The following is a 16,528-nucleotide window of genomic DNA, read 5'->3' as shown; positions in this document are numbered from 1 at the left end:
AACAGGTAAAAATTGCGGCTTAGGTCTAGTAGGTTTTCCCAACTGAGTACCGAGTGTCACCACTCTGGCGGTTCCCCATTAAACTCAGCTCAGCTCCGTCTCCGAAAACTGGACTAGATTGCCACTCAGTCCGCACTATAATTCCTGTTCCATGTCCATAAGCGAACAGCCTAGGGGATTTCCCCGACAGCCTTTAGCCGTTCCTTAGCCTCTTTTGCAGTCATGATTTCATATAGTTTACGCATCAGCACCTCAGTGGCCATCTGAAGATGAACTGACATTCATGCTATAATCCCCTCAAACACCACTCAAGGCAGGCTACGCTGCGCACATAGAGACTACTCCATATGCTGCAGGTTCATACCCCATTTCATAACGGCATCTGGCTCAGATGCCATCACAAGAATGGGCCTCCGCGGAAGCAGGGTCAACGCCCACATGCCTTTGTGGATCGCCCTGCGACCTTAACTCCCAGCATCGACCCAAGGCTGGGCGCCTCAAGCCAACACAAGGAACTTCATCGATGTGCCCTTCGGCGGATTTTTAGGCCCGCCTTCAGGAACGGAGGGCCGACTAGGATACTGCACCATTCCTTTATATAAATCAAATATACCATAGAATGATCAGCCGCTCAATCGAAAACATCCGGGATCAATGGTCACGATCACTTAAGTACTCGATCAGTTGGGATAGAAACGTCCCTTCCACTCCGGCGTCTTTAAGTGCCTGTTTTGCTATACCGACATATTGCTCCTTCTGCTCCACGGCACCTTCGAGGCCAAGAAGTTGAGGGTAGGTGCTTTTATGATTGCCTTCATCGCTTCCTGTCGGCTTTCCAATGACGGCTGCGTCTCCTGTTACGTCCAGGATATCGTCCTGAATTTGGAAAATAAGACCGAGTGCATCCGCCATTTTCTCCATGGCTGCACATGCCTCGGAGGAAGCTCCTCCTAAATAAGCACCTGCCATGACAGAAAAACGGAGAAGCTGTCCCGTCTTATTTCTATGGATACTTTCAAGCTCATCCAGCGTAATTTGTTTATTTTCACTGAGCATGTCCTGCATTTGTCCCTCGACCATGCCGGTGGCTCCACTTGCTTTTGCCAGTTCTTTAATCAGATACACACGCTCTCGATCGGAAAGCGCAGGATCTTCTGCAACGATCCGGGAGCTCATCGTAAGCAGTGCATCCCCTGCAAGAATCGCTGTCGCCTCGTCAAATTGTTTGTGATTGGTAGGCTGACCTCGACGCACATCATCATCATCCATTGCCGGAAGGTCATCGTGGATTAAGGAGTAGGTATGGATCATTTCCAGGCTCGACGATACTCCCAATGTTTTTGTTTCTTCTACTCCAAACGCCTCGGCTGTCGCCATAAGCAGAATCGGCCGCAGTCGCTTCCCTCCTGCTCTTAACGAATACAGCATGGCATCCTGCAGCCTCCCGGGAGTCGAGTATTCGCGCAGGTACATATCCAAATAGTCATTGATTGTCTCACGTTTATCACTGAGGTAATCCATTAATGCCACGGTTTATTCTTCCTCCTGGACGGAGAATGGTACAAATTCGCCATGCTCATTCATTATTTTCTGCATCTGTTCTTCCACATTGCCCAATTTCTCGCTGCATAATTTAGAAAGCTTCATACCATCCTGATAATATTGGATAGCTTTCTCCAGAGGGACCTCCCCCGTCTCCAATTTCTCTACAATGCCTTCTAACTGGTCCATCGCTTCTTCGAAACTGAGTTCATCTTTCTTCTCGGTCATTTTTCATCCTCCTTCACAGCGGTTACGTGACAATCAATCCTTCCATCCTGCACCTTAAGCGAGATTGCTTCCCCTTCTTTGACTTCAGAAGTCTTTTTTATGACCCCGCCCTGGTCGTTGAACGGGATCGCATATCCGCGTTTCATGATTTCCAGCGGGTTGAGGAGCGTCAACTTGTCTATGTGATTGTGGAAACGATCTTTTTTCGTTTTAATGATCTGATTCATTCTGGTGTTCAGCTGTTTTTCTGTCCGTTGGAGAGCTCGGGACCCGTCTCTGATTTTCATTTCCGGTCCCTGTTGACGGAGTCTCCTCGTCAAGGAAGTCCACCGCTCCAGCGTCTGTGTCCTGTTCTGTTCAAGCCTTCGCGTCAATCGTTCGAGCATCCTGTCAAGATCCTGCTCCTTCTGTCTGAGCAGTTGTTCCGGATACTTAAAGGCATAGGATTTCTTGATGCGTTGAAGCCTTTGTAGAGACTCATCTTTCTTGACGATCATGGATCGATTCAAGCGGCGCTGCCGTCCTTGAACGGTCTCTCTCAGTTCTACAATCGACGGAACAGCTAATTCCGCTGCGCCTGTCGGAGTCGCAGCCCGGACGTCTGCCACGAAATCCGCAATGGTGGTATCCGTTTCGTGACCGACGGCAGAAATAACAGGGATCCGGGAATCAGCAATTTCTCTCGCGACCTGCTCTTCATTAAATCCCCACAATTCTTCAATCGAACCCCCGCCCCTGCCGACGATCAACACGTCGCAGTCGAGGTGTTCGTTTGCATAACGGACTGCCTGAGCGACAGAGTCTGCCGCTCTCTCGCCCTGAACAAGAACGGGAAGAATAGAGACAGGAACAATTGGGTAACGCCTCTTTATTGTCGTCAAGATGTCTCTTACAGCTGCTCCGGTTGGAGAAGTAATGACACCGATATGTTTCGGATATGTAGGCAGAGGCTTTTTTCTCTCTACATCGAATAAGCCCTCTTTTTCCAATTTCTCCTTCAATTGTTCAAATGCAAAATACAAAGCTCCGATTCCGTCCGGCTGCATTTCCTTGATATACAATTGATACTGCCCCATCGGTTCATAGACGTTAATTTCACCTTTAACAAGTACGTTCATCCCATTTTCCGGAACGAACTTTAACGACCGGTTGCTGCCGGCGAACATGACTGCCTGAATACGCGCCTGTTCATCTTTCAGGGAAAGATACATGTGGCCGCGGCTGTGGTGCTTAAAATTAGAGATTTCCCCCCGCAGCCACACGGTTTTCAGATGAGGATCTCCCGACAGCTTCCGCTTAATGTACTTCGTAAGTGCCGTAACCGTTAAATATTGATCGCTCACAGTAAAATCCCCTTATTGATCGTAGTGATGGATGCGCTTGGCCGCTTTAATTGTATTATGGAGAAGCATAGTGATCGTCATAGGGCCGACTCCTTTTGGTACAGGAGTAATGTGGGAGGCTACTTCAAGAGCGGATTCGAAATCAACATCTCCTGTCAATTTCCCGTCCACCCGGTTCACACCGACATCAATAACGACAGCACCTTGTTTAATATCATCCCCGGACACAAGAGAAGCTTTCCCAGCTGCTACGATGAGTATATCTGCTTGTTTCGTATGATAGCGTAAATCTTTTGTCCGTGAATGGCAGTGGGTCACGGTCGCGTTTTTATTAAGAAGGAGCTGGCCCACCGGCTTGCCGACGAGGTTACTTCTCCCGACGATAACGACGTGCTTCCCTTCCAAATCAATGTTTGCTCGTTCAAGCATGACAACAATTCCATAAGGGGTGCATGGGAAAAAGGTGTCTTGACCAGTCATCATTTTCCCAACATTTGAAGGGTGGAATCCATCGACATCTTTTTCAGGAGCAATAGCTTCGATGATCTTCTGATCTGAAATATGGTCAGGAACCGGCAGTTGAACGAGGATCCCATGAACCGTTTCATCGTGATTCAGACGATCGATCAGGGACAGGAGTTCCTCCTCTGTCGTTTCTTCCGGAAGCTCAATCAAATCAGAATCCAGACCGACTTTCTCTGAAGCGCGCTGCTTCCCTTTGACATAGGACATGGATGCAGGGTCTTCCCCGATTATGACAACAACCAATTTAGGATGAATCCGGCTTTCGTTTAAAGTACGTACTTCTTCTTTCATTTCCTGACGTAATTCTTCCGCTAACTGATTACCGTAAATAATTTCTGCTGACATTTTCCCATTCCCCCTTGTTTGTGTTAAACCATTTTCGATAGAACGCCGTTGACAAACTTACCTGAATCTTCTTCACCGAAGATTTTAGCAAGCTCAATGGCTTCGTTGATAGCGACCTGAGTCGGCACATCTTCCTTGTAGCGCATTTCGTAGGCTGCCATTCTGAGTACCGTCTTTTCCACTTTTGGAAGACGCGGCAGTGTCCAGTTATCCAAATGCTCAGAGATCCATCCGTCCAGCTCGTCCCTGTTCTTCATAACACCGTGCACCAGGTCATGAAGGAAGGGGTCTACTTCCTGATCTTCGATTACGTGCCGGATCGCCTCATCGGTATCGATTTCACTCGTAATCGTTTGGAAAAGCGCCTGAAAGGCTTTTTCGCGTGCTGTGCGTCGTTTCATTTTCATTCTCCTTTAAGTAATATCCGTTTGCATAATAACATTTTAGCGGAATAAAAGCTATCAGAACAGGAATGTTCGATGATGACAGAACATTTCGATTTTTCCTCTGCAAAAAAAGAAAAATCAGAAAAGGAGGACCCCTTTCTGATTTTTAACTCATTAAATTTCTTCCATATCTGTATCTTCTTCTTTTGTCTCCATCTGGACGCCTACAATATGAACATTGATTTCGCTGATATCCAATGCCGTCATATTCTTCAACGCCTGACGGGTGTTATCCTGAATCTTTTGAGCGGTATCAGGTATAGATATTCCATAGTCCATGACGACATAGGTGTCGATTAAGATACCTTCTTCCGTCAATTCGACTTTCACACCTTTTCCGTGATTCTTCTTGCCGAGGCGCTCTGCTACTCCGGAGGCAAAGTTCCCGCGCATAGAAGCGACACCAGCGACTTCTGAAACAGCAATTCCGGCAATGACTTCGATCACTTCCGGTGCAATCTCGACGTTACCGAGAGTCGAGCCGTCTGTGACATTTAACAATTGCTTTTCACTCACTACGATCACTCCCCTTAAGATTCATCCTTCATTATAGTATATTTCTCCAGGAACTTTGTATTAAAGTCTCCGCCTACAAAAACTTCGTGTTCCATTAAGCGCTGATGGAAAGGAATAGTTGTATGAACGCCTTCAATGACGAACTCATCGAGGGCACGCTTCATGCGACGAACCGCTTCATCACGATCTTTTCCGTATGCGATCAGCTTAGCGACCATGGAATCATAATAAGGAGGAATGCTGTAACCCGGGTAGGCAGCTGAATCGACACGCACACCAAGACCGCCTGGCGGAAGGTACATCTCGATCTTCCCTGCAGAAGGCATAAAATTCTTCGCTGGGTTTTCGGCATTAATACGGCATTCAATTGCCCATCCGTCAAAAGTAATATCTTCTTGTTTAAAGCTTAGTTTCTCATTATTAGCAATCAAGAGCATTTCTTTAATCAAGTCGACGCCCGTCACCATTTCTGTAACCGGGTGTTCTACTTGAATCCTTGTGTTCATTTCCATGAAATAGAAAGAGTCCGCTGCCTGATCAAAGATAAATTCTACCGTGCCCGCTCCAGAGTAGTCGACAGCCAATGCGGCTTTAACAGCTGCATCTCCCATCTTCGCACGCATTTCTTCAGAGATTGCCGGAGAAGGCGTTTCTTCTACAAGCTTCTGAAGACGGCGCTGGATGGAACAATCACGCTCCCCTAAATGGACGGCGTTTCCATGATTGTCCGCCAACACCTGGATTTCCACGTGACGGAAATCTTCAATGAATTTCTCAATATACACACCAGGATTACCGAAAGCCGTTTCCGCTTCCTGCTGCGTCATACGGATTCCTGTTTTCAGTTCTTCTTCATCACGGGCTACGCGGATACCTTTACCACCGCCGCCGGCAGTCGCTTTGATGATAACCGGATACCCGATTTCTTCTGCGACCTTCAGACCGGCTTCCACATTTTCAATGATTCCTGCAGATCCGGGAACAACCGGTACACCTGCTTCTTTCATTGTTTCTCTCGCTACATCTTTCGTACCCATCTTCTGGATAGCATAGGCGGACGGTCCGACGAAGGTGATATTGCACTCTTCGCACATTTCCGCGAATTCGGCGTTTTCCGCAAGGAAGCCGTACCCCGGATGAATGGCATCCGTACCTGTCGATGTCGCGACACTCAAAATATTTGTATAACTCAAGTAGCTGTCTTTACTGAGTTTAGGACCAACACAGTAGGCTTCATCCGCCAACTGCACGTGTAGAGCTTCTTTATCGGCCTCCGAATAAACGGCAACCGTTTCTATACCCATTTCTTTGCAGGCACGGATGATCCGAACTGCGATTTCTCCTCGGTTTGCAATCAGAACTTTTTTAATCAAACGTCTCATCCCCCGATTACTTAGACTTTACACGGAATAGCGGTTGTCCGTATTCTACGAGTTCACCGTCTTTGACGAGAATTTCGACAATCTCTCCAGAGACTTCCGCTTCGATTTCGTTAAATAGTTTCATCGCTTCGACGATACATACGACGGAATCTTCTTTCACTTCATCGCCGACCTTCACATAAGCTCCCTGATCCGGTGACGGTGATTGATAGAACGTCCCCACCATTGGTGAAGTCACTTCTGCATCATAGTCCGCTTTTGGAGCCGCCGCCTCTTGTTTGGCAGTCTCAGGTTTGCTTTCCTGCTGTGGTGCAGCCTGAACAGCTTCCGGCTGTGCTTCTGGAACTGCTTGGACCGGCTGTGAAGTTTGAACCGGTGCAGAAACGACTTGTCCCTGCTGTTTCTTCATTGTTACTTTCGTTCCGTTCGTTTCATACTCGAACTCATCGATATTAGATTGATCAATTAGTTTAATGATTTCACGGATTTCTTGTACCTTTAACATATGTGGCACCCCTTTATGTAGTTAACTTTTTATAACTGGTACTAATAACTCCTCTTAACATTCTATTATAAAGTACCACATCCCTGCAACTTGCCTTCTGTTATACGTGAAAAAACCCGCTCCTAAAGGAACGGGTTTCGCTCTTATTTACTGGATGGCTGGAATTGAACCTGGACTTTCTTCTCTCCAAATTCATCGGATACCATCTTATTGATCTGATTGGCTTCTGTCTTGGTTAATTCATCCGCCTGAACCGTCACATGGACGACTTCATCTTCGGCCCGGACGAGAACATCATCATATTCCGCGCTGGCAAGAATGGTATTTTCAATGATGGATTCCTTAGACTGGTTCGACTTGATGGTTTCCATTTTCTCCAAGGCATCATTCTTCTCCTGAGTGGTGAAATCACTGGAAGCAACAATCTCGGACAGCTGTTCTTGCAGCTGATCGCGTTCGTTCTGCATATCCAGACGAATAGCAGAAAACAATTCATCTGTAGACATCTGGGAAATAGAGGCACCGTCACCGCTCGTCTCTACGTCTTCTGCATTCTCCCCTGTCATCTCTGCCCATTCATCTTCCTGAATAAATGCCATTTCACCATTATCCGGGGAGGTCATGTAGTAGACGCTCAGGACAATCAACAAGCTCAACATCGTTAACAACCATACTGTTTGTTTTTTCACCAAGGGAATCCCTCCTTATTTTTTAGGCAGCACCGAAATACGGTGGGTAGGAACATCCAATACTTTAGAGACCGCCTCCACAACCCAGGCTTTCACTTTCATTTGATCCACCCCTTCAGCGGTCACAAATACGCCGCTTACTTCCGGTTTGGATGTCTGGGTGAGCAGCGGTACTTCCCGGTCTCCTTGCCTCACGAGCACTAGCTGCTGTTCACGAGAATAATCCTCAATTTCCCTTTCGCCTCCGTTCTTATCGTTTTCTTTCGTCGTCTGCTTCCCGATGATCAAGTTCTTGTCATACACTTTTTTATGAGTGGAGGATAAATTGATCATAATATCAACATTGCTCACCCCTTGAATATTTTCGAGCAGCGGAAGGAGCTGCTTCTCATATTCCGTCTCCAGTTGTGTGATGGAATCGGTCATTTCCGCCCCTTCCGCAGCCGCCTGACCGGTACCTGCCTGCTGGGCTGTACTCTGCTCCAGATCGCCGGGCGACGGCTGGTCCGAAGACTGAAACCAGTTGCTCGTCAGGATGATCAACACCCCGATAATTCCGAGAGCGATCAAATATTTGGGCTTATGGAGCTTTCTCCCTTCTTTACTAGACAAAGGTTGCAACAGCTTCTTCCACCATTTATCCATTCTCTTCCTCCCAGCGGATATCAATTTGTTCTTTGTCCAAGTCTAATTGTTCGGCCACCCATTGTTGAATTTCTTCATCGTTTCCCCGAGCTTCCGTTTGCTTTTCCTCTTTGATTGAAATGTCCACCTCTTCCACCGCTTCTCTTTCCTTTTCACTGGAAAGAGTTAAGGTCAACTTGTCCAACGTCTCCATGCCGTAGGGCTCCTGATAAAAGCTCATTTCCACATCAGCGAGAGTCATTTGATAGTTTTCCTCCAACGGTTGTTCCAGCTCGGCAGATAAAGCTTGGGTAACTTGTTCTAATTTATATGCATCTTGTCCCTCGAGTATTTCCTTTTTCTTCGATTCTATTTCTTCATCAAGCATCTCTCCATCCACTTGTTCGTCAAGCGCTGCATTCGTCTCCCTCATCAACACTTCAGGATCGACGTTCAATAACCGGAAAAGAGGCCCGAGGAAGATCAGCAGCAGAAGGATGGACATGACGAGCCTGGCATACTTCTTCATGACCCCGGAAGGCAAGAGCGCATCTGCTACAATCGCCAGAATAAGAAACAGCACAATTCTCGTAATCCATTCTACGAAAGCTTCCAAACTTAAAGCCCCCTTACCTGATCATCATCGTTATATTACTCGCTGCAACCATAATGACAATTACAAGAAAGAACATCATCGAAACCATCAGCAATGCTGCAAATATATAAAAAATGTGCCGGCTTACAACAGCCATCGCCTCAATAACGGGACCATCTCCAAGCGGTTGCAGAAGTGCGGCAGCAATTTTGTAAATAATAGCAATGGCGAGTACCTTCAAGGCCGGGAAAATGGCAATTCCAAGCAGAATAACCACTCCGGCAATTCCTAACGTATTCTTCAGCACAAGGGATGCGCCTAAGATCGTGTCCGTAGCATCTGTAAACAGACGGCCGATTACCGGGACGAAATTACCGGTAACGAACCTTGCCGTCTTCATGGTAATTCCGTCCTGCACAGCGGTAACCGTCCCCTGTACAGAAATGACACCTAGAAAGATAGTTAAAAACACGCCCATGACAGCAAGCCCCGTTTTCCTAAGCAGTTCTGCAAGCTGATCGACCTTGTAATCATCATTCAACGTACCTACAATAAGCAGGAGGGCAGAGGATGCAAACAAAGGGATCAACAAATATTTCACAAGCAGTCCGCTTGACTGCACAAGTGCAATAATGATCGGATGAAAGAAAGATATAGACATAAGGTTCGTGAATGAAGCCATGATCCCAAGTAAAAGTGGCAGAAGACCGATCATGAATCCACTCATCCGCTCAATGGTATCCAGCGTATAAGTAATCACCTGCCGAAAGCTCTCCAAAGCCAGCGTGATAAGCACCAGATATATGACCATGTAAGCAATTCTGCTGACAACAGAGTTCTCGAAGGCCGACTGAATGGACCGAAGCAGGGTACTGAATAACGTAAGGAATAACAACGTTGCCAAGAGCTTCCCATTGACCATCAATTCCTGAAAAAAGAACTTCAAAATACCGGAATACCATTTCGACGCTTCGATTGTGCTCTCTTTGTCAATGAAATCCCTGAAATTCTCCCCGTTGAAAGCCGGGAGATACTCCCCATACTGCCGTTGAACATCCAGCCAGTTCTGTTCGAGCTCGTCCACCGATAAGTGATCAAGCATATCTGACCCATCATCCGTTTCTACCGAGGATGGAGAGGGGGATGCAGAGGAAACAACAGGGAAGCTCCCCCAACATAGACAAAGGAAAATCACGGCAATTATCTGTTTCATTGCACCCCTCCTCTTCATGCCCCTGGAATGAATCCGATAATCGTCTCAATAACGGCCGTGATGATCGGGATGGCCAGCATTAGAATGAACAACTTTCCAGCCAGTTCTACTTTGGATGCCAGGGCGTTTAATCCTGCGTCGCGAATCAACTGGGCACCGAATTCCGCAATATAGGCGATGCCGATTATTTTCAGGATGGTTTTGAAATAAACCGGCTCTACCTGCGCCTGGTTGGCCATATAGGATAACAGAGAGAATATGTGCTGTATTTGATCAAGGATCGTCAGAAAAATAATGAGGACCGTAAATAATAACAGCAGGAAAGCAATCGTCGATTTGTGTTCCTGAAGCAGGATGATCAAGAGTGCCGCGACCAGTCCTAAAGCAACGACTTGAATAATATCCATGACCTACCCTTGATATAGAAATACCGATTTGATTTGCTGAAAAAGATCGGCCAAACGATGGAGAACGATAAATAATACGATAATGAAACCGGTCAGCGTGACAGCTTGCGCGATTTCCTCTTTCCCCATCTGTTTTAAAATACTGTGAATCATTGCTACGATTATCCCGACACCGGCTATTTGAAAAAGGATCGTTGCATCCTGAAGCACAATGTTTCGTCCTCCTTTTACATAATTAAGATTATGACTAACAGACCACTCAAAACTCCCATCCCTCTTGCCATCTTCTGGTACTGCTCCACCCCTTCCATTGCCTCATGAAGCTCTCTGTCAAGATGATGAAGGGTCAGCTGAATCTGTTTCTGCTGCTGCTCCAAGTCATGCTGTCCAAGTGTCCTTCCAAACTGATGAAGAATTTCCAGTTCCGTCTTACCAAGTGCATTCTGTGACCAGTGCCTTTGAAGATGTCCTGACCACCATGAAGGAAAATCATCGCAGTCATCTATATTCTCCACCATTTCTTGAAAGAACCGAGCGATCGGGTCCGGCAGCTGTTTCGATAAGTTCTCACATACTTCCCACAAAGACGAATGTCCGAAGACCATTTCTGCTTCTATCATCTGAAGAGCACTCTTCCACTGTCTGATTTGGCCGGGCCGCTTACGAAAACGAGAGGCGATGTCAAACCCTGTCCACGTGGTGACAGTCAGAATAATGACGGCTCCGATCCACTGCACGATCATCCCATCCTTTCCATCCCGCCAGCTTTTTGCCGGATTCATCCAGAATAACTACGCCTCCATTTCTTTCCGGAGACATTCGTTCCAACACAACATACCGTTCAAAGACTTGTTCCTCGACCAAGCTTCGTGCCGAAGGGCGTTTCCTCACGCCATCCAACGTCCGGCCATGTATACTGCAAATGACTTGTACACCGGTGTAAGAAGCTTCCCTGACGGCATCCGCATCCTCCAGACCGCCGATTTCATCGACGATGAGGACGTCGGGCGACATGGAACGGATCATCATCATCATACCGGCTGCTTTCGGACAGCCGTCCATGACGTCCGTTCTGACTCCTACCTCCAACTGGGGGACGCCTCTTAAACTTGCAGCAATTTCAGAACGCTCGTCCACGACTGCCACCTTGCACCCCCGGTATCCCGTATGATCCGAACCAATCCATTTGCTTAAGGCCCGGAGCAGGGTCGTTTTTCCTGAATGGGGAGGGCCTATAATCATCGTGCTTTTCCACCTTCCATCTGCATATAAAAACGGGAGGAGAGAAGAGACCTGTCCAGCCACTTCTCTAGCGACTCGGATGTTCATGAAAGTGATATGCTTTAATGTATCGATCCGGTGTCCGGAAGTGTTCACCTTCCCTGCCAGACCGACTCTATGTCCACCTTCAATCGTCAAGAACCCTTCTTTCAGTTCATCTTGGAGCCGATAGAGAGAAAATTGGCTGATCTGGTTGAGCACAAAGGCAAGGTGTTCCGCTGTAACGATAATTCCTTTCACACTGGTATGGCTTGCTCCATCTAACACTTCTAATGGATGATTGACCCTCAAGCGAATTTCCTGCACCTTCCCCCAGGAAACATCATTCATCAGAAATCGTTGGAAAGAAGGAGGAAACAATCGGACAATCTCTTTCATTCCTCTCCCTCCTTTAATTGGTTTACTTCATATGTATGCCTATACTTCCGGGTTATGACAGGTGAGAGAAGAAAAAATAGAGGTTTAATAGAGGATTCTGATAGAGCTTACGGAACAAAAAAAGCCTTCCCGCATGGGAAGGGCTGCAGCATGCATTAAGCACGCGAAACGTATTTACCTTCAGTTGTGCTGATAAGCAGTACATCTCCTTCATTGATGAAGAAAGGTACTTGTACGGACAATCCGGTTTCCAGCGTAGCCGGCTTCGTACCGCCGCTTGCTGTGTCCCCTTTGATACCAGGTTCCGTTTCAGTTACCGTCAGTTCAACGTTCTTCGGAAGCTCTACTCCGATCACTTCACTCTGGTAGGACTGAATTTGGACTTCCATGTTCTCTTTCAAATAGTTTAGCTCTGTTTCAATCGTTGCACCAGGAATCTCTACTTGCTCATATGTTTCCATATCCATAAACGCATGCATGTTCCCATTTGCATAGAGATACTGCATTTTTCGGTTTTCAATATGAGCACGCTCTACTTTTTCTCCACCACGGAACGTTTTCTCCGTAATGTTGCCGTTACGAAGGTTACGGAGTTTTGAGCGGACGAATGCGGCACCTTTTCCAGGCTTGACGTGCTGGAACTCCATAACCTGCCAGATATTACCATCCACTTCGATTGTTAATCCTGTTCGAAAATCGTTTACTGAAATCATGATGATTCCTCCTTTAAATTACAACGTGATCAATTCTTTGGTTGTGGTGTTCAGGCGTTCATTACCGGTCGCAGTGACGATCAGATCATCTTCAATCCGACATCCACCTACCTCAGGAATATAAATACCAGGTTCCACCGTAACGACCATGCCCTCTTCGAGAATCTGATCCGAACGGAAGGAAAGCCCCGGCCCTTCATGGACATCAAGACCTATTCCATGACCTGTCGAGTGTCCGAAGTAATCGCCGTATCCTTTTTCCTTAATATAATCACGACACAATGCGTCTGCCTGTCTACCGGTTATGCCTGCTTTTATTCCTTTCATACCTCTAAGCTGTGCCTCTAAAACTGTATCATAAATGTCTCTTAGCTTATCGCTGATTTCACCGACAGCGACTGTCCGTGTCATATCTGAGCTGTAACCTTTGTACACAGCCCCGAAATCAAGAGTGACCAGCTCCCCGGATTGAATCGTCTTCTCAGAAGCCGCTCCGTGCGGTAATGCGGAACGGTAGCCGGATGCGACAATGATATCGAAGCTTGAGGAGGCTGCTCCCTGTTTACGCATGAAGAACTCGAGTTCATTTGATACATCTATTTCTTTGACACCAGGCTTTATGTAATTGAGGATATGTTCAAAGGCATCATCCGCAATCTTGACGGCATCCTTTAATATACTAATCTCCTCATCCGTCTTTATCAAGCGTAATTTTTCAATCAATCCGGAAGTCGGAACTAGTTCCGCGCTTAATGCTTGTTTATACTGCTCATATTGACTATATGTAACATAATCTTTTTCAAAGGCGATTTTATGAAGGTTTAACTGCTGGGATAGTTCCGCAACCGCCTCGTGGAGCGGTTTCTTATGTTCAACGATACGAAAATCAGGCGCTTCGTTCCCTGCCTGTTCCGTATATCGGAAGTCCGTGACAAGAACGGACTCTTGTGCTGTAATCAGTAGCGCTCCTGACGACCCCGTAAACCCAGACAAGTATCGTCTGTTCATTTCACTCATGACAAGAATCCCGTCTAATTCCCGGGAGGCAACAGCCTTCCTTAGACTTGACAACTTACTCATAATTAATTTCTCCCTTCCTTTTCTATCTTGTCAATAATCCCCATTACGGCAAGGCGATATCCATCGATACCGAATCCGACGATTTGACCCGCACAAACAGGAGCCAGCATGGATGTGTGCCGAAATGTCTCACGGCTGTGTACATTGGATATATGAATTTCAATCACAGGAGGGGTAATAGCACTGATCGCATCCCTCAGGGCAATACTTGTGTGTGTATAAGCAGCCGGATTAATGATGATCCCCGCAGCCTTTTCCTCAGCAAGCTGTATGCGATCAACCAACTCTCCCTCGTGATTCGACTGAAAGTCCTCTACTTCATACCCGGCTTCCCATGCCGTGTCCTTCACTAATTGAACGACATCCTCCAGCGTGTCGTGCCCGTAAGTATCGGGCTCTCTCTTGCCGAGCATGTTCAAGTTCGGACCGTTGATCAAGAAAATACGTTTATTCCCCATTCCTAGACCCCCACTAAACGATTCAATTACACTTCCAGTTTATCACACTCTCCCCTGCTTTGAATAAGATTTCGAAGTCTCGCTCGACTCTCTATACTCATAAGAAATGGAATACCCTATGAATACGCCGTATAAAATAAATAAACAGCCCGTCGTCACCCACGTATCGCTGTCCATCTCCAAAAAGGTTGGCACCGCCGGAAAGACCGGTGTCAGAACGAGGAATACTACGGCCCAGATTATCCCTCCATACAACATCCCCGGCCAAAGTCCATTTTTGTTTTTAAGTAAAAAATAATAGACCAGCGCGGTTAGAATGGATAGGATGCCTGTAAGCAGGATGGCAAGTACTTCCGAGAGCCATGTCCCCGTCCAGTCCGTTTGAAAAAAAGACCGAAAGAAGAAGGAAGCGGCGGACACTTCGGCGAAATGGAAGTAATAAGCAATTGTTCCCAATCCACTCCACAATATTCCCGCTACAAAACCTGTAATCAACGCTTTTCCTAACACACTCTGCTGTGGTTCTTGCTGTCTTTGATCTTTCTGTTTATCTGCCATTTCTCATACCTCCTATACTCATTTTAACCAACCGCTATTATTTCATGCCTGAGCACGGGCAAATGCTGGAGATTAAGGGAGGAATGTTATAAAATAAAGGTACGATCCTCCATTGGAAAACCCTGAATGTACAGATGAATAAGGCAGACAATATTTGCATAAAACGATGAAATAAGGAAACAATTTGAATAACACATATAAGCACACAAGAAAGCATTTTCCATGATAAAGATGTCCCTGTTTAGGGTATAGACAATCAACGGGTGTTTCAGAAGATGACCCATGACCCTTATATTAGAAAGGAGGAACATATATGCGTAAGTGGATGACTCCTGTCATGTACACGCTCATCGGCCTTGCTGTCTTCTTCGTGGCTGTCCAGCTGTTCACCAACACATCCAGCTTTCTGAACTCCATCCTGATGATGGTCGGTTTCGCCGTATTGATTTATGGTGCTATTTATTTCCTTTTCCTCCGCAACCGAGGATTTGGAGGCGGCGGGAACCGTAATGAGATGAAGAAATATAAACAAGCGGTTAAACAATCCAAACAAAAGTATAAACAGCCTGCTCCTGTAGTTAAGAAGAAAACAGCAGTCAAAGCACAAAGCAAGCCTTCCCCTTTAGGTAAGCGCGGAAGAAAAAGAAGCAGCGGTCCACAGCTTCGCGTTATAGAAGGAAATAAGAGCAAAGACAAAAATCGAGCCACTTTTTAATGGCTCGATTTTTTCATGTATTCTTATTCATCTGCTCCAACGCTTAAGAAACTTCCGCGCATGGACATGCCCGAGTTCAATTAGAGCTTCCTTCTCCGCGTCCGATAAATGGAAATCAGTGGTTTCCACATCATTTACCGGAATGAAAATAACGTCTTTGCTCATCGTTTTGGAAATGTAGCGTGCATCATGTGCCTGCTGCATCGTCTTAAAAAGGGCGTGGAACATTTGTATCGCATTGCTGATTTGCTGCTCCGGCAGTTTATCCGGTTCGTCACTCAGCTTCATTCCGATGATAGGCCTCGTACGGCATCCGTCGGCTTTTTCCCATATCCATAATGGAAAGTTGCTCAAAACTCCTCCGTCAATAATAAAAGACTTCCCCCGTTTGCCATGAATCTTGACAGGAATGAAAAAATAAGGGAGGCCTGAACTCATCCGAACGGCTTTCGCTACAGAAAAGGTGGCAGGATCAATCCCATAGACTTTCTTTAGATCATCGGGCAGAACTACGATCCTTCCAAGGGTCAAGTCGGAACAGATGACCTTCAGGGAACCTTCAGGGAGGTCTGCGAACGTCCGTATTCCTTTCTCCTCCAGCCATTCAGACAGTAGCGCTTCCAGCTTGTTCCCCTTATATAACCCCATCCGGAAATAGAGGAGCAGCCACTTCAAGAAGGGGAAGAGCCGGTCTGTAATCGACACATCTACCAATTGTTCAAAAGAGAGTTTCTCCACTCGTTGCCTTATTTCTGTCGAAGTGAATCCAGCTGCTGTCAGCGATGCCAGAATCGCTCCGGCGGAGGTACCGGCCAGACGACGGAATTTGTACCCTTGTTCCTCGAGCTCTTCCAAGGCCCCGATAAACGCCAGAGCCTTTATGCCGCCTCCCGAAAATACTCCATCCACTTTCATACTGCCTCACCCCACTTTAGTTCATTATAAACGCGACAAATGGAATTTAGAACAACCGGGACCTAATCCC

At 46.6% G+C, this 16,528-nt stretch carries 22 protein-coding genes; 1 reads left to right on the top strand and 21 read right to left on the bottom strand.

What is annotated here, in order from left to right; genetic code table 11:
* Positions 1–651 precede the first annotated feature (651 nt).
* From D479_RS11400 to D479_RS11305, 20 genes are all read right to left on the bottom strand, one after another.
* Positions 652–1,521, bottom strand: a complete 870-nt coding sequence (locus tag D479_RS11400; RefSeq protein ID WP_008637091.1) for a polyprenyl synthetase family protein — start codon at positions 1,519–1,521, stop codon at positions 652–654.
* Between the two features lie 12 nt (positions 1,522–1,533).
* Positions 1,534–1,770 (bottom strand): exodeoxyribonuclease VII small subunit, encoded by a 237-nt coding sequence (locus D479_RS11395; protein WP_008637088.1) that lies wholly within the window; start codon positions 1,768–1,770, stop codon positions 1,534–1,536.
* Complete coding sequence (gene xseA, locus D479_RS11390; protein WP_008637085.1) at positions 1,767–3,113, bottom strand: exodeoxyribonuclease VII large subunit; 1,347 nt, start codon at positions 3,111–3,113, stop codon at positions 1,767–1,769. Before xseA ends, D479_RS11395 begins: the two co-directional genes overlap by 4 nt.
* A 12-nt stretch (positions 3,114–3,125) precedes the next feature.
* Positions 3,126–3,983, bottom strand: coding sequence for a bifunctional methylenetetrahydrofolate dehydrogenase/methenyltetrahydrofolate cyclohydrolase FolD (gene folD, locus D479_RS11385; RefSeq protein ID WP_008637076.1), 858 nt, complete (start codon positions 3,981–3,983; stop codon positions 3,126–3,128).
* A gap of 23 nt (positions 3,984–4,006) precedes the next feature.
* Complete coding sequence (nusB, locus tag D479_RS11380; protein ID WP_008637074.1) at positions 4,007–4,384, bottom strand: transcription antitermination factor NusB; 378 nt, start codon at positions 4,382–4,384, stop codon at positions 4,007–4,009.
* Positions 4,385–4,543: 159 nt separating this feature from the next.
* Positions 4,544–4,945: an Asp23/Gls24 family envelope stress response protein gene (locus D479_RS11375; RefSeq protein WP_008637072.1), complete on the bottom strand. Its 402-nt coding sequence runs from the start codon at positions 4,943–4,945 to the stop codon at positions 4,544–4,546.
* A 14-nt stretch (positions 4,946–4,959) separates the two neighbouring features.
* Entirely contained in the window at positions 4,960–6,318 is a 1,359-nt protein-coding gene (accC, locus tag D479_RS11370; RefSeq protein WP_008637070.1) for an acetyl-CoA carboxylase biotin carboxylase subunit, read from the bottom strand.
* Between the two features lie 16 nt (positions 6,319–6,334).
* A complete protein-coding gene (gene accB / locus D479_RS11365) occupies positions 6,335–6,832 on the bottom strand; it encodes an acetyl-CoA carboxylase biotin carboxyl carrier protein (RefSeq protein WP_008637068.1) in 498 nt (165 codons plus the stop codon).
* Positions 6,833–6,975: 143 nt separating this feature from the next.
* Complete coding sequence (locus D479_RS11360; protein ID WP_235601470.1) at positions 6,976–7,521, bottom strand: SpoIIIAH-like family protein; 546 nt, start codon at positions 7,519–7,521, stop codon at positions 6,976–6,978.
* Positions 7,522–7,536: 15 nt separating this feature from the next.
* Positions 7,537–8,166, bottom strand: a complete 630-nt coding sequence (gene spoIIIAG, locus D479_RS11355) for a stage III sporulation protein AG (protein ID WP_008637064.1) — start codon at positions 8,164–8,166, stop codon at positions 7,537–7,539.
* Positions 8,159–8,761, bottom strand: coding sequence for a stage III sporulation protein AF (spoIIIAF, locus tag D479_RS11350; RefSeq protein ID WP_008637063.1), 603 nt, complete (start codon positions 8,759–8,761; stop codon positions 8,159–8,161). The genes spoIIIAG and spoIIIAF overlap by 8 nt, the downstream gene beginning before the upstream one ends.
* A 13-nt stretch (positions 8,762–8,774) precedes the next feature.
* Positions 8,775–9,953, bottom strand: coding sequence for a stage III sporulation protein AE (gene spoIIIAE / locus D479_RS11345; RefSeq protein WP_008637062.1), 1,179 nt, complete (start codon positions 9,951–9,953; stop codon positions 8,775–8,777).
* A 14-nt stretch (positions 9,954–9,967) separates the two neighbouring features.
* On the bottom strand, positions 9,968–10,360 hold the full coding sequence (spoIIIAD, locus tag D479_RS11340; protein WP_008637061.1) for a stage III sporulation protein AD: 393 nt from the start codon (positions 10,358–10,360) through the stop codon (positions 9,968–9,970).
* A gap of 3 nt (positions 10,361–10,363) precedes the next feature.
* Positions 10,364–10,570: a stage III sporulation protein AC gene (spoIIIAC, locus tag D479_RS11335; protein WP_008637060.1), complete on the bottom strand. Its 207-nt coding sequence runs from the start codon at positions 10,568–10,570 to the stop codon at positions 10,364–10,366.
* Between the two features lie 17 nt (positions 10,571–10,587).
* Positions 10,588–11,103, bottom strand: a complete 516-nt coding sequence (gene spoIIIAB / locus D479_RS11330) for a stage III sporulation protein SpoIIIAB (protein WP_081594825.1) — start codon at positions 11,101–11,103, stop codon at positions 10,588–10,590.
* The gene (gene spoIIIAA / locus D479_RS11325; RefSeq protein ID WP_008637058.1) at positions 11,042–12,019 is read right to left on the bottom strand and encodes a stage III sporulation protein AA; all 978 of its coding nucleotides are present in this window, start codon (positions 12,017–12,019) and stop codon (positions 11,042–11,044) included. The genes spoIIIAB and spoIIIAA overlap by 62 nt, the downstream gene beginning before the upstream one ends.
* Positions 12,020–12,174: 155 nt before the next feature.
* Positions 12,175–12,732 (bottom strand): elongation factor P, encoded by a 558-nt coding sequence (gene efp / locus D479_RS11320; RefSeq protein WP_008637056.1) that lies wholly within the window; start codon positions 12,730–12,732, stop codon positions 12,175–12,177.
* 18 nt (positions 12,733–12,750) lie between these two features.
* The gene (locus D479_RS11315) at positions 12,751–13,812 is read right to left on the bottom strand and encodes a Xaa-Pro peptidase family protein (protein WP_008637053.1); all 1,062 of its coding nucleotides are present in this window, start codon (positions 13,810–13,812) and stop codon (positions 12,751–12,753) included.
* Positions 13,813–13,814: 2 nt separating this feature from the next.
* Entirely contained in the window at positions 13,815–14,270 is a 456-nt protein-coding gene (aroQ, locus tag D479_RS11310) for a type II 3-dehydroquinate dehydratase (RefSeq protein ID WP_008637050.1), read from the bottom strand.
* 42 nt (positions 14,271–14,312) lie between these two features.
* Complete coding sequence (locus tag D479_RS11305) at positions 14,313–14,828, bottom strand: YqhR family membrane protein (RefSeq protein WP_008637049.1); 516 nt, start codon at positions 14,826–14,828, stop codon at positions 14,313–14,315.
* A gap of 313 nt (positions 14,829–15,141) precedes the next feature.
* Between D479_RS11305 and D479_RS11300 the strand changes: the two genes are divergently transcribed.
* Positions 15,142–15,543: an SA1362 family protein gene (locus tag D479_RS11300; protein ID WP_008637047.1), complete on the top strand. Its 402-nt coding sequence runs from the start codon at positions 15,142–15,144 to the stop codon at positions 15,541–15,543.
* Between the two features lie 27 nt (positions 15,544–15,570).
* Here the strand turns inward: D479_RS11300 and D479_RS11295 are convergent, their stop codons facing one another.
* Positions 15,571–16,458 (bottom strand): patatin-like phospholipase family protein, encoded by an 888-nt coding sequence (locus D479_RS11295; RefSeq protein ID WP_008637046.1) that lies wholly within the window; start codon positions 16,456–16,458, stop codon positions 15,571–15,573.
* Positions 16,459–16,528: the final 70 nt, after the last annotated feature.

This window comes from Halobacillus sp. BAB-2008 (assembly GCF_000328325.1).
Lineage (GTDB): Bacteria > Bacillota > Bacilli > Bacillales > Halobacillaceae > Halobacillus.
Note: the sequence above shows the minus strand (reverse complement) of the source record. Positions and strands in the feature narration are given on the sequence as shown.